Genomic DNA, 12,940 nt, shown 5'->3' with positions numbered 1-12,940 from the left:
GTATTAACTTACTGGGTTAATCCGGCAGATAACCAAAATACTTCATGGTCACCCGATGGTTATTGATAATCTGGTCAACCTGTGTGTCGGTCAGGATGTCCTTCCACTGCCCGGATTTTCCGACGCGGAAGAATTTCTCATTCATCGCCGACTGCTCCTTGAAGCCCTTTTCATCTTCCTGCTTGCGGGCCACATCGAAGGAGGAAAACTCGATCGCCTTTTTGATGCGTTCCTCCGGTAAGTCGAGGTCGAGGAACTTGACCATCGCCGTGAAGGTTTCTTCAGGTTTTTCCTGCATATCCTCATACCGTACGACATGCATTCTTTCGCGGTCAAAATGCGTCCAGGAATTTGCATGGCCTGACCACGACCCGAAATACTGGCGAATGTTTCCAAGTGTCGGCGCTTCATCCAGGAAAGCGTTCGGATCATTCATCAACTGGATGGCGCCATCGATCGTCAACCCGAAATGAGAAGATACCGAAATTGCCACGTCCAGCGGGTTGCGGATAACATAGATCGCGCCGGCGGTGCACTCCATGGTGATTTGAGGAACGCCATGCAGTTGGCCATAGATCGAGTGCGTCTTTACAAAGACCTTGTCTTCCTGCAGGTCAGCGATCAGCTGATGAACCTTGGGTCGCAAGCTGACAACCTGTCCCATCGAATATCGGTGATAGGGCATCCCGCCCGCCTTTTCGTACCAGGACTTTCGGGCATCGCCCGGAGTCAGGTCGGAAAGCACATTGATATCAACCGGCTTCTCAGGATCAAGCACCAGATTATTTATAAAAGTTCGTGTCCATGTATTTCCCGACTTGGGGTAGGAAGCCAACCAGATTATTCCGCCCATAACGCATCCCGAAAAAGAAGGTTTTCGATAGTAAAATAGTCAAACCGCTACCTGCGGACAACAAAAAAGGAGGGCAGGAAAACCTGCCCTCCTCGATCTCGAAGTTCCTTCAAATTAGAAGGAGAGAGCTGTACCAATGAAGAATGTATTGGTGTCGCCTGCCATGCGAGAAGCTGTACTTGCAGTCAGGTCGTTTTCGTCATACTGCCAACCACCGAATGCGGTGATTCCCGGTCCGAGTGTGTACTGACCGCCGACGAGCCAAGTTGTCTGGTCCGCATCAGCTGCACCAGGTGTCTCAGCTGTAGACTTGGAGTACTGAACACCAACTGACCATGGGCCCATGCCGTAAGTTACGCCAGCGGACCATGCTTTGTTGTCTACGTCTTTTACGCCGCCGATGTCACGGTCAACACCGTAGCCAGCACCAACGGTGAAGCCAGCGATACCAACAGAAGCACCGAAGCTGTATTCGCTCTGGTCTTCGCTAGCAGCAGCTACATCAGCTTCCTGGTAAGCAGCAGAAACAGCAACGTCTACCATGCCAAACTTGTTGACATAGTTGGCAGCTGCTGACCAACCGCGGTCAAGACCAGCTTTGTAAAGCGGAGCTGCATACTGAGAACCGTTTGAACCTGTTTCAGAGTTTCCGTCTGGAACATAAGAAGCACCCAACTGGAAGCCAGCGAAACGCGGCGAGAAGTAGGTGATCTTGTCGGTATCAGCAAACATGTTCGGGCGAGTCGTGTTGCCCTGGCCTGTCGGATAGATGTTAGCTGAGTCAGCGGAATACATTGGAACCGGTGACGGGCTCGTGTAATGCATCAGGTAAGCAGCTGAGTCTTCTGAACCGAGCAGAACGCGACCGAATGAACCTTCTACGAAGATGTAGGTTTCGTCGATCTGGTCAGTAGACTGATAAGCTTCGAGCTGAACGTTGACGCCGAATTTCAGGCCGTTGTCCAAAGTTGTTGAACCGGTGAAGAAGATTTCACCTTCCTGCGTTACTTTATCGTCGATACGAGCAGGCGTGCCAGCTGGCTCGTCAGCGCTCTGATAGAAATAGGTTGACTGCATGTAGCCGCCAACACCAAGCTGAATTTTTTCAGCAGCGGATGCCGGTGCTGCAGCTAGTGCACCAACGGCAACAAGCGCTGTTGTACCCAAGATTGCTTTTTTCATTTTGTCTCCCCTCTGCTCAGAAAGCCAGAGAACTAAGATTAAAATACAGACGCAAGGCCGATTGGCCCGTTAGTCAAGAGGGAGTAAAGAAGGTTAATGGCTATCCGGTCAAGCGCAAGACGATGGCGTTTTTACCAAATTTGCCGGACTGTGCTTTAAAAGTCACATTTGGGCCATGGTTCGCGATGGGTATCCGTGATGCCGTATTAGGAAAAAGGCATAACGATATTGTTTTCATGAGTTTTTAGCGCCTGAATGGAGCGATGATCCCTGTGGCCATATTATTACCTTGTTTTCGGAGTCAAACGGCCCGCACTGGCATAACGAGTAAATCAACGGACGGCACACCAGAATCTGTGACCAACAAAAAAGAGGGCAGAATCTCTGCCCTCTTCCCAGTCTCTCCAAGACGCTGGAGAATTAGAAATTGACCGCTGTACCAACGAAGAAAGTATTCGTTTTTCCGGCCATGCGGGTCGCCGTGCTGGCTGTCAGGTCGTTGTCGTCGATTTCAAGACCACCAAACGCCGTGATTCCCGGGCCGAGGGCATACTGGCCGCCGATTACCCATGTCGTGGCATCCTGGTCTGCTCCGGCAGCAGGTTCAACGGTCGTTTTCGAGTATTGTACACCAACAGCCCAAGGGCCCATGCCGTATTTAACACCGGCGGACCAGGCCTTCCTGTCGCTGTCGGAAACGCCTGCGAGATCCTTATCCATTGCGTAACCGGCACCAACAGTAAAGCCGGCAAATCCGACCGTTGCACCAAGGCTGTAGGCTTTCTGGTCTTCAGATGCGGCCGCGACTTCCGCCTGCTCATAACCTGCAGACAGGCCAAGATCGACTTCGCCGAACTTGTTGACATAGTTGACGGCGACAGAGTAACCGCGGTCAAGACCAGCTTCATAGAGTGGCGCACTAAACGCATTGCCGTTTGAACCTGTTTCCGCATTCCCGTCCGGAACATAGGACGCACCCAACTGGAAGCCGGCGAAACGCGGCGTGAAGTAGGTGATCTTGTCCGCATCAGAGAACATATTGTTATAAGTCGTATTCGCCTGTCCTGTCGGAGCAACGTTGTTCGAATCCGCAGAGAACATTGGAACAGGTGACGGGCTGGTAAAGTGCATCAGGTATGAGGCACTGTTCTCGGACCCGAGAAGCACACGACCGAATGAGCCTTCAACAAAGATATAGGTTTCGTCGATCTGGTCTGTAGAGGTATAGGCTTCAAGCTGAACGTTGACGCCGAATTTCAGACCGTTGTCCAAAGTCGTGGTACCGGTGAAGAAGATTTCGCCTTCCTGCGTCACCTTATCGGAAATACGGGACGGAGTGCCTGCGGGTTCATCACTGTCCTGATAGAAGTATGTGGACTGCATGTAACCACCAACTCCGAGCTGAATTTTCTCAGCGGCGGAGGCTGGTGCGGCGGCTAGTGCACCAACAGCGACGAGAGCTGTCGTACCCAAAACTGCATTTTTCATTTTGACTCCTGGCAGCTCGTGACCGGCTGCATAGTAGATTGAAAATAAAAGAAAATGACCGACGTACTCCAGCGGTCTTGCGCAGTAATGAGGATTGACGCATGTCTCGTCAAGCGAACCCGGATTAGTTAGTGATTAGCATCACAAACTTTCCCATGAACTTTTTGTGACAACAAATTCTGTCCGGTCATAAAGTTCCTGCTATATAATGGTTAGCGGCCATTTTCTCCTGTTCTCAAAGACGGAAAGCTGGCATAAACTCTCCTTTTCATGATTTCGCCCTAATTCGAGCGTTTAGTGGCCAGAAGAAATGAGGATTCTGACAGATATGACACGACAAAAATTATATGCGGTGGCAGCAGGCTGTTGCCTGGCGTTATTGCTGACGGGTTGTGAATCTGATTTGAGTGCGAAATCCAGTTTCCCGGAATCCAACCGCGGCGTCGTGTACCAGACCGGCGCAAAGGATCAGCAAACGATCTTCGGCAAGGGCGGTCTGTTCGGCGGCGATGACAAGGAACTTCAGGACGGTGTTGGCGGTGGCAGCGGTCTCGGGGTGAATGCCTATCTCTGGCGCGCGTCTCTCGACACCATCTCTTTCATGCCCCTCTCTTCGGCCGACCCTTTTGGCGGCGTAATCATTACCGACTGGTACTCGACGGCAGAGTCACCGAACGAGCGTTTCAAGGTTACGGTCTACATTCTTGACCGGCGCCTGCGCGCAGACGGAATTCGGGTGACCGCCTTTAAGCAGAACCTTGATACGGTGAACCAGTGGATTGCCGTACCGCTCTCCCCCAAGGTCACGGCGGATCTTGAAAATGCCATCCTTGCCAAGGCACGCGAACTCAGGGTAGCGCGCGAAGGCGAATAACCTTATAAGAACCGGGCCCGCACGCAGTTAATCACCAATCTTTCCAAAAGATCAGGAAGACGGGCACAGACACCCTTTAGACACACAGATCAGAATGGAACGGGAAACAGCTATGTCCCGCTATAATGCAAAAGAAGTAGAAGCCAAATGGCAGTCCAGCTGGGCAGAACATAAGAGTTTCGAGGTGGAGGCCGATCCGGCCAAGCCGAAATACTATGTGCTGGAGATGTTTCCCTACCCGTCGGGACGTATCCATATCGGCCATGTCCGCAACTACACCATGGGCGACGTGGTGGCGCGCTATAAGAAGGCGCAAGGTTTTAATGTTCTCCATCCCATGGGCTGGGACGCCTTCGGCCTGCCCGCCGAGAATGCCGCCCGTGACAAGGGTGTCCATCCGGCAGACTGGACCTATGCCAATATCGCCCATATGCGGGATGAGCTGAAAGGCATGGGATTGTCCCTCGACTGGAGCAAGGAAATCGCCACCTGCCACCCCGGCTATTACGGGCACCAGCAGAAGCTGTTCCTCGATTTCTTCAAGAAAGGCCTGGTCTATCGCAAGGAAAGCTGGGTCAACTGGGATCCCATCGACATGACCGTGCTCGCCAATGAACAGGTGATCGATGGCAAGGGTTGGCGCTCTGGCGCCGTGGTCGAGAAACGCAAGCTGGATCAATGGATGTTCCGCATCTCCGACTACAGCGAGGAACTCTTGACCGCGCTCGACAAACTCGATCGCTGGCCCGATCGCGTGCGTCTGATGCAGCAGAACTGGATCGGACGATCACAGGGTGCGCATGTTGCTTTCGACATCCTCGGGGAGGACGACCCGCTTAATATCTACACCACACGCCCGGACACCCTCTTCGGGGCGAGCTTCATGGCGGTTTCCGCCGATCATCCGCTGACCCAGCGGCTGGCCAAGGACAATGCGGAAGTCGCCGCCTTTGTCGCTGAATGCCACCAGATGGGCACCAGCGAGGAAGCCATTGAAAAAGCAGAGAAAAAAGGCGTCGATACCGGACTTAAGGTCGCCCATCCCTTCATTGAGGGCAAAACCCTGCCGATCTATGTCGCCAATTTTGTCCTGATGGAATATGGCACAGGCGCGATCTTTGGCTGTCCCGCCCATGACCAGCGCGACCTGGATTTTGCGCGGAAATACGGCCTGGAAGTCACCCCCGTTGTATCTCCAGATGATAAAACACCGGAAATCATCGATGAGGCCTACACCGGCCCCGGAAAAATCATCAATTCCGATTTCCTGAACGGGTTGGAGGTTGAGGCCGCGAAATCCGAGATTATCCGCCGGCTTGAGGAAATGGGCAAGGGCACGGAGAAGATCAATTACCGCCTGCGGGACTGGGGTCTTTCGCGTCAGCGCTACTGGGGCTGCCCGATCCCGATGATCCATTGCGCAAAATGCGGCACCGTTGCGGAGAAGGAAGAAAACCTTCCGGTCAAGCTCCCCGACGATGTCACCTTCGACAAACCGGGTAATCCGCTCGATCATCACCCGACATGGAAGCACGTAAATTGCCCCAGCTGCGGCGGAGAGGCGACACGCGAAACCGACACAATGGACACCTTTGTCGACAGTTCCTGGTATTTTGCACGGTTTTGTTCGCCGCGCGCCGATCAGCCGGTGGAGCGGGACAAGGTCGACTACTGGTTGCCTGTCGATCAGTATATTGGCGGAATCGAGCATGCGATCCTGCATCTCCTCTATTCGCGCTTTTACTCCCGCGCGATGATGCAAACCGGCTGGTCCAATGTAGAGGAACCTTTTGCTGGTCTCTTCACACAAGGCATGGTGACCCATGAGACCTATAAATCCGCAACCGGCGAATGGCTGCTGCCCGACGAGGTGGACCATAACGATGCCGGAGAGCTGATCGAGCTGGCAACCGGCAAGCCCGTCACCGTCGGTGGCGTCGAGAAGATGTCGAAATCCAAGAAAAACGTTGTCGACCCCGGCGCGATTATCGAGAAATTCGGCGCCGATGCGGCGCGCTGGTATGTTCTCTCAGACAGCCCACCAGATCGCGACATGGAATGGACCGACGCGGGAGCAACCGGCGCCTGGCGTTTCGTGCAGCGGCTTCATCGATATATCTCGGAAAACCTGGACATGGCCGCCGCCACGGGCGCGGCAATGCCTGGTGACTTTTCTGAGGGTGCGGTGAAGTTGCGAAAGGCCGCCCATAAGACCGTGGCCCAAGTCACGGACAATATCGAGAATTTGCATTTCAACAACGCCATCGCCCGCATTTATGAGTTCATGAAGGCGCTCAGCGAGCATAAGTTCGAGGAGAATGACGGCGCGAGATGGGCGCTCCGTGAAAGCATGGAAATCATTGTCCAGCTAATCGCCCCAATGATGCCCCACCTCGCCGAGGAACTCTGGCAGATGCTGGACCATGACACCATGTTGGTTGATACTGCCTGGCCGCAGGCAGACCCAGCCCTGATCGTTGAGGACCGGATTACCATGGCTGTACAGGTCAAGGGCAAGCTGCGCGCCACCATAGAGGTGGCACTCGATGAGCAGGCCGCGAAAGTGGAAGAAATTGCACTGGCGCAAAAATCAGTCCAGAATGCAATCGGCGAAAATGCCATTCGCAAAGTCATCGTTGTACCGAACCGGATCGTCAATGTCGTTATTTAGGGTAACCCTTGTCCTGCTGATATCCAGCCTGGTCGCTGCCTGCGGGTTTCAGCCGCTTTATGGCAGCGCCACCCGCAACGCCGGCGTGCAGGAAAAGCTCGCGCAGATCTATGTGGAACCGATTAAGGGACGCACCGGGCAAATCCTTCGGAACGAGCTTCTCGACCTCGCCAATCCGGGGGGCATCCCGACGACACCGGCGTACCGGCTTGCCGTCACCATTGAAGTCCAGTCCGAAGGTCTCGCCATCCAGAATGACGACACCAAGACCCGCTTTAACCTGACCCTCGCCAGCCAGTTTCGCCTGACGGATGCCTCTGGCAGGGAGGTTATCTATTCCGGGTCGACGCAGAATATTGCCTCCTACAACGTGGTGCAGTCGGAATTTGCCAACCTTGCCGCCGCGAATAATGCGGAGAAACGCGCAGCCCTCGTCGCCGCGGAACAGATCAACCAGCAGCTTTCCGTCTTTTTCGCAGGCAGGTGATCCGGTGGAACTGGCCAGCGGTAGAATCCCCGCTTTTCTGAAGTCCCGCGACCCGAAATTCCGCATTTTCCTGTTTTTCGGGGCCGATGAAGGTCTGGTGCGGGAGCTTTCCCGCGCGCTCTGTGTGAGTATCGTCGAGAGCTTAGATGATCCGTTCCGCTTTATCGACATGGAGGCCGGCGATCTATCCGCCGATCCGGCACGCCTGATAGATGAAGTATCGGCTATGTCCATGATGGGAGGGGAGCGCGTCGTTCGCCTGCGTGGCGCAAATAACAACGCAAAAGGCTATATTGAGCCTGTGTTGGAGCTAGATCTCTCGGACAGCATCCTGGTGATTGAGGCCGGTGACATTCGCAAAGACAGTGCCCTCGTCAAGATGATCAACAAGGCGCCAAATGGTGTCGTGACGCTCTGTGCCCATGACAAGGCGCAGGATATTCTTGGCCTGATCAAGGAGGTGCTTGGTGCTGCCAACCTCTCCCCCTCACGCGAGGTCATAGAATATTTGCGTGAAAATCTTGGAAGTGACCGGGCCATCTCCCGCGGGGAACTGGAGAAACTGGTGCTTTATATGCGGGGACGGACGGACCCGATGACGCTCGAGGATGTGCGCGCCAATATCGGCGACTCCTCCGCACAAAGCATCTTCGATGTGATCGACGCAACCTTGCTTGGGGACCTCGACGGGCTGGAAAGATACCTCAATAAGGCCTTTTCCGCCGGGGAAAGCCCGATCGGTTTCCTGCGCATGATCCAGAACCAGCTTAAGCAGTTACACAAGGCCGCGGCAATCCGGGATGGCGGCGCCCGAACCGAGGATGCAATCCGCAAGGCAGGCATTCCCTTTTTCAACCAGAAAAAGGCGGCGGCCGAGATCGGCGGTAAGCCAAGCACCCATTTTGCAACCTGTCTCGAGATAACACTGGATGCAGAAATGAAATGCAAATCAACGGGTTATCCCGATGAAGCCATCTGCCGCCGGGCTTTGATGCGCATTGCCATGGCCAACCGGCGGCGATAGAAGATGCGCCCCGAACTCGTTATTTTCGATTGCGATGGTGTCCTTGTAGATACGGAACCCACATCCAACGCTGTCCTTGCCGAAAACCTCACGCGCCATGGCCTTTCCCTAACCGCGGAGGAATGTACGGCCCTATTCACCGGATGGAGCATGGTGAATGTCGAGAAAGAGGCAAAAAGGCGCGGCGCAACCTTGCCGGAGGGGTGGATTAAGGCGGTTTATGCCGAGGAATTTGCGGCGCTCAGGAAAGGCGTGCCCGCAATGACCGGGATCCATGACATCTTGGACCGACTGGAAGAGACCCGTGTCCCCTATTGCGTCGCCTCTAACGGGAGCGAGGATAAAATGGCCATCACCCTCGGTCAGACAGGACTGCTCCCCCGGTTTAAAGGCGCCATGTTCTCCGCCCATACGCTCAAAACCTCGAAACCCGATCCGGCGCTGTTTCAGGCCGCGCTCGCCGCGTTCAAGGTTGAACCCGCCCACGCCGTGGTCATCGAAGATAGCGTCCTTGGCGCGACCGGGGCGGCCCGCGCCGGTATTCCCTGCTACGGCTTCGCGCCCCATCACGACGGCACCGACCTCGCCGCCGTTGGCGCAAGAATATTCAATAATATGAATGAGTTACCGGACCTGCTAATGCTTTAGTAAACCGAGCTTTCGATAAAAAGAGTTATGTCTCGCTACTGGATCAGGTGAAAAATGCCAAGTTCATATGAAATCACCACAATAGAGGCTCTGGAAGCGCTGTACGACACGGTTAATCCCGTTTCGCTCGCGAAGGAGACACCGGCACTCACACCGGAATACCGTCAATGGATCGAAAACACGCCCTTTTTTGCACTTGCGAGTACAGGGCCCTGCGGGCTCGACTGTTCACCGCGCGGCGACGCGCCGGGTCAACTTTTTCGCGTGCTGGATGACCGGCATATCGCCATACCAGACCGGCGCGGGAATAACCGCATCGATACTTTGCGCAATATCGTCTCTGATCCGAGGGTGGCTCTGCTCTTCCTGATTCCAGGGATTGAGGAGTGCATACGCATCAATGGAAGCGCAAGGATAACGGTAGACCCTCAATTAATTCAAAGCTTTAGGGTTGGCGCCACGATGCCACGCTCGGTTCTGCTGGTCGAGATCGAGGCGGTCTATTTCCAGTGCTCCCGTGCCCTGAAACGCTCTCGCCTGTGGGATCCGGCGGTGCATCTCATGAAAGGGGACGTCCCAACAGCGGGCCAGATGACCAAAGCGGCCAAACCGGACTTTGATGCCGTTTCTTACGATGCGGAGCTCCCCGCCCGCCAACAATCTTCCCTCTATTGAGGAATGACAGGTTGAGTTGGCGGACGGGGTCACCAGACAAGGGCTATTGCGGCCGTTTGGACCCGGCGTCAACCGCATAGTCAATGTCCGACAGGGAAAATAGTCCCTTTGTCAGACCCGTCTGGTGGGAGAAATTCGCGCCGAATTTCCAGGCAAGCCGACGCATTGCTGTGTTGAGCGGCAGGAAATTCACCTCAAGCCGGGCGATCCCGTTATCACGGGCGCAGTGTAGCGCCATCTCCATCAAGCGGGTGCCGACACCGATGTCCTGCCAGTCATCCTCGACACTTATAGCCAGTTCGGCGGTATTTCTTGGACGAGATCGGTCAAACCGCAGTTCCACAACCCCGCGGAGGGTATCCCCGATAAAGGCACCGACAATAATTGGCATCGGTTGGCCTTCGTTCCGGCAGTATTTCTCTATCAACTGCACTGAAAAAGGGCTGCAGAATCGCTTCGCCCGGCTGTCAGAACTTAACCGGAGCAGGTGTCCCTGCAACAGCTCATGCTCTGACGGGCGCAACTCCCGGAAAATCGGGGTTAAAAAATCCTGTCGAGGCGGTAGAAACGCAGATTCCAGGGGTTTAGTCATAATGCACCCGTGTCTGCTGGTGCCGTAGGGTCATGGTCTCCAGTTTATGGATCAACCAGGTACCAAGACGCTTGGCATACCGGAAAAATTCGTTAATTTCTTTGCGGACCCACATGTTGGCAACTCCGAGCAGCCGGTGAATTTCTTCACTTCTCAGCCGCCGCGCCTCCCGAACGCCGCTGTCGATGTCCGCAAGTGTGATATTTCCTGTCGTTTTGTCTTGTAACAAATCAGTCATCGAAATTTCCTCTTTTAATCTTGCGAAATATATAGTCTGCATCCATATTTATGGTGCACTGCAACAACATATGTTGCGTTGCGGCATTTGATAAGGGCAATTCTGGTCATAGCTGCTTTGCCTGAGAGGAATAGGTAAGGATATAGGCATATGGATATCGCCAGTCAGATGATCCTTTTTGCCAATGTGGTGGATCATGGCAGTTTTTCAGCGACCGCGCGCAGTCTTGGTCTCACGCCGTCCGCAGTGAGCAAGCAAATCAGCCATCTTGAAGACAAACTTGGCGTTCGGCTCCTTAACCGCTCCACCCGTCATGTCTCCACAACGCTGGAGGGGCGGACATTCTATGAGCGATGCGCGCGAATTTCGGCCGAAGTCCATCGTGCGGAGGAACTTGCGCAATCCTTCAGCGGCCGGCCACAAGGGAATCTGCGGGTTGCCACGACGGTGGCCTTTGGAAAAGCGCGACTTCTGCCCCTAATTCCCACTTTTACCGCCCGCTATCCAATGCTGAAAGTGACTTTTGAAGTTACGGACCGGCCGATTGATCTTTCTGATTCCGACTATGATGTGGCAATTCGCATTGCTGAACAGATTACAGATACATCGTTGGTCGCCCGCAAGCTTGCGAGTAGCAAACGCCTGCTCTGCGCGGCGCCGTCCTATATTGCCCGGTATGGACGGCCTGAAAAGCCGGAGGACCTCAAGAATCACAACTGTTTGCGTGTTTCTACAGTAAGTCATTGGAATGATTGGCACTTCAATCTTGGTGATAAGACATGGACCTTTACCGCAATCGGCAATTTTGATTCTAATAGTGCGGATGCGGTCTATCATGCGACCTTAGCCGGCCTCGGGATTGCCCAGCTATCATCCTACCTGGTGGAGCAGGATATCGCCGCCGGGCGTCTGGTCACCCTCCTGCCGGAGTATGAAGAGGACCCTACGGACATTTTCGCGGTTTATTCAGACAAGCGAAACCTGTCCCCGAAAGTGCGCGTCTTTATTGATTATTTGGTGGAACACTTTCGGCCCCTGCCCCGACTGGACCTGATCGAAAACATCTGAAAGTTGAATTACTCTTTCAGCGCGTCGCCAAGGGCGCCCTTGATTTCATCATCGTAATCATATTCGGGCTCACCGTCATCCTTGTCGTCCGGTTTTTCAGGAGCGGGATCGACCGGGGTCTCTTCCAGCGCGTTGTCTTCAGCGTCGGCGTCTTTTTGAAAGGCGTCAAACTCATCGCTAAGGTCATCCCCTTCCTCGATCGGGTCTTCTTCCCTGGAGTCATGAAGTGTCGGCAGTGGTTCCCGTGTCAGGCGACGGCAGGCATCATCCAGTTGGTCGAGATTTCCGTAATGGATGGTCACCGTGCCCCGACCATCGGCAAAGTGATTGATCTCCACCGACATACCAATCGCATTGGTGAGATCATCCTCAAGTTCCCGCACATCTGCGCTCTTTTCCATCCGGGAAGACTTGGCGGTGCGCGGCCGTGTCGTCGTATCCTGATCCGCTTTGTCGCCCTTTTTTACCAGTTTTTCAACGGCCCGGACACTCAATCCCTCGTCGACGATCTTCCTCGCGAGCTTTTCTGCATTCTCGTGATTGATCAGGGCGCGCGCCGCCCCCGCGGACAAACTCCCTTCCCGCACCAGTGTCTGGACGGACCCTGGCAGGGTCAACAGGCGCATCATATTGGCCACATGTGTCCGGCTTTTCCCCACATGCTGTGACAGGCTTTCCTGGGTATGGTCAAACTCGCCCATCAACCGTTTGTAGCCTTCCGCTTCCTCGATTGGGGAGAGATCCTCGCGCTGGATATTCTCGATCAGCGCAATTTCCATCGATTCTGCGTCGGTCAATTCCTTGATGATGACCGGGACAGTATGAAGCTGGGCCTTTTGCGCCGCGCGCCAGCGGCGTTCGCCCGCGACGATCTCATATTCACTGTAGCTGCCCGGATTGCGACGCACCAGAATAGGTTGCAGAACCCCTTTTTCGGCGATGGAGGCGGCAAGGCTATCCAGTGCCTCCATATCCCAGTCGAGGCGCGGCTGGTACTGGTTGGCACGCAGCTGCTCCACCGGCACTTCCTTGGTCGAGCGAATCTTGTCGAGATCGGCGTAGTCCGTCGCCGCATCGTCGCCAAGCAGGGCGGACAATCCCCGCCCCAGTTTCTTTTTTGAGGTATCGTCTGACATCACT

The 12,940-nt window shown here is 54.6% G+C and carries 13 protein-coding genes; 7 read left to right on the top strand and 6 right to left on the bottom strand.

Translation table 11 applies throughout. The features are described from left to right. Positions 1–16 precede the first annotated feature (16 nt). From J0X12_RS04040 to J0X12_RS04030, 3 genes are all read right to left on the bottom strand, one after another. Entirely contained in the window at positions 17–853 is an 837-nt protein-coding gene (locus J0X12_RS04040; protein ID WP_207042497.1) for a sulfotransferase domain-containing protein, read from the bottom strand. A gap of 114 nt (positions 854–967) precedes the next feature. Next, positions 968–2,035: a porin gene (locus tag J0X12_RS04035; protein ID WP_207042496.1), complete on the bottom strand. Its 1,068-nt coding sequence runs from the start codon at positions 2,033–2,035 to the stop codon at positions 968–970. A 420-nt stretch (positions 2,036–2,455) separates the two neighbouring features. Continuing rightward, positions 2,456–3,523 carry a porin gene (locus tag J0X12_RS04030; RefSeq protein WP_207042495.1) on the bottom strand — a complete coding sequence of 356 codons (1,068 nt, stop codon included), beginning with the start codon at positions 3,521–3,523 and terminating at the stop codon, positions 2,456–2,458. A gap of 328 nt (positions 3,524–3,851) precedes the next feature. Between J0X12_RS04030 and J0X12_RS04025 the strand changes: the two genes are divergently transcribed. The 6 genes from J0X12_RS04025 to J0X12_RS04000 all read left to right on the top strand — a co-directional run bounded on the left by J0X12_RS04025 (position 3,852) and on the right by J0X12_RS04000 (position 9,902). Then, positions 3,852–4,397, top strand: coding sequence for a DUF3576 domain-containing protein (locus tag J0X12_RS04025; protein WP_207042494.1), 546 nt, complete (start codon positions 3,852–3,854; stop codon positions 4,395–4,397). 112 nt (positions 4,398–4,509) lie between these two features. Next, positions 4,510–7,068 (top strand): leucine--tRNA ligase, encoded by a 2,559-nt coding sequence (gene leuS, locus J0X12_RS04020; protein ID WP_207042493.1) that lies wholly within the window; start codon positions 4,510–4,512, stop codon positions 7,066–7,068. Beyond that, positions 7,055–7,555, top strand: coding sequence for an LPS assembly lipoprotein LptE (lptE, locus tag J0X12_RS04015; protein ID WP_207042487.1), 501 nt, complete (start codon positions 7,055–7,057; stop codon positions 7,553–7,555). Before leuS ends, lptE begins: the two co-directional genes overlap by 14 nt. Positions 7,556–7,559: 4 nt before the next feature. Further along, positions 7,560–8,579: a DNA polymerase III subunit delta gene (gene holA / locus J0X12_RS04010; RefSeq protein ID WP_207042485.1), complete on the top strand. Its 1,020-nt coding sequence runs from the start codon at positions 7,560–7,562 to the stop codon at positions 8,577–8,579. A 3-nt stretch (positions 8,580–8,582) separates the two neighbouring features. Continuing rightward, positions 8,583–9,227, top strand: a complete 645-nt coding sequence (locus J0X12_RS04005; protein WP_207042483.1) for an HAD family hydrolase — start codon at positions 8,583–8,585, stop codon at positions 9,225–9,227. A 54-nt stretch (positions 9,228–9,281) separates the two neighbouring features. Further along, positions 9,282–9,902, top strand: coding sequence for a pyridoxamine 5'-phosphate oxidase family protein (locus tag J0X12_RS04000; protein ID WP_207042481.1), 621 nt, complete (start codon positions 9,282–9,284; stop codon positions 9,900–9,902). Between the two features lie 43 nt (positions 9,903–9,945). Here the strand turns inward: J0X12_RS04000 and J0X12_RS03995 are convergent, their stop codons facing one another. Next, positions 9,946–10,494: a GNAT family N-acetyltransferase gene (locus tag J0X12_RS03995; RefSeq protein ID WP_207042479.1), complete on the bottom strand. Its 549-nt coding sequence runs from the start codon at positions 10,492–10,494 to the stop codon at positions 9,946–9,948. Then, a complete protein-coding gene (locus J0X12_RS03990; RefSeq protein WP_207042476.1) occupies positions 10,487–10,732 on the bottom strand; it encodes a hypothetical protein in 246 nt (81 codons plus the stop codon). Before J0X12_RS03990 ends, J0X12_RS03995 begins: the two co-directional genes overlap by 8 nt. Positions 10,733–10,882: 150 nt before the next feature. Here J0X12_RS03990 and J0X12_RS03985 point away from each other — a divergent pair, with 150 nt between their 5' ends. Next, a complete protein-coding gene (locus tag J0X12_RS03985) occupies positions 10,883–11,800 on the top strand; it encodes a LysR family transcriptional regulator (protein WP_207042474.1) in 918 nt (305 codons plus the stop codon). Between the two features lie 8 nt (positions 11,801–11,808). Here J0X12_RS03985 and J0X12_RS03980 read toward each other — a convergent pair whose 3' ends face one another. After that, positions 11,809–12,936 carry a ParB/RepB/Spo0J family partition protein gene (locus J0X12_RS03980; protein ID WP_207042472.1) on the bottom strand — a complete coding sequence of 376 codons (1,128 nt, stop codon included), beginning with the start codon at positions 12,934–12,936 and terminating at the stop codon, positions 11,809–11,811. Positions 12,937–12,940 lie beyond the last annotated feature (4 nt).

This window comes from Sneathiella sedimenti (genome assembly GCF_017313765.1).
Taxonomy (GTDB): domain Bacteria; phylum Pseudomonadota; class Alphaproteobacteria; order Sneathiellales; family Sneathiellaceae; genus Sneathiella; species Sneathiella sedimenti.
Note: the sequence above shows the minus strand (reverse complement) of the source record. Positions and strands in the feature narration are given on the sequence as shown.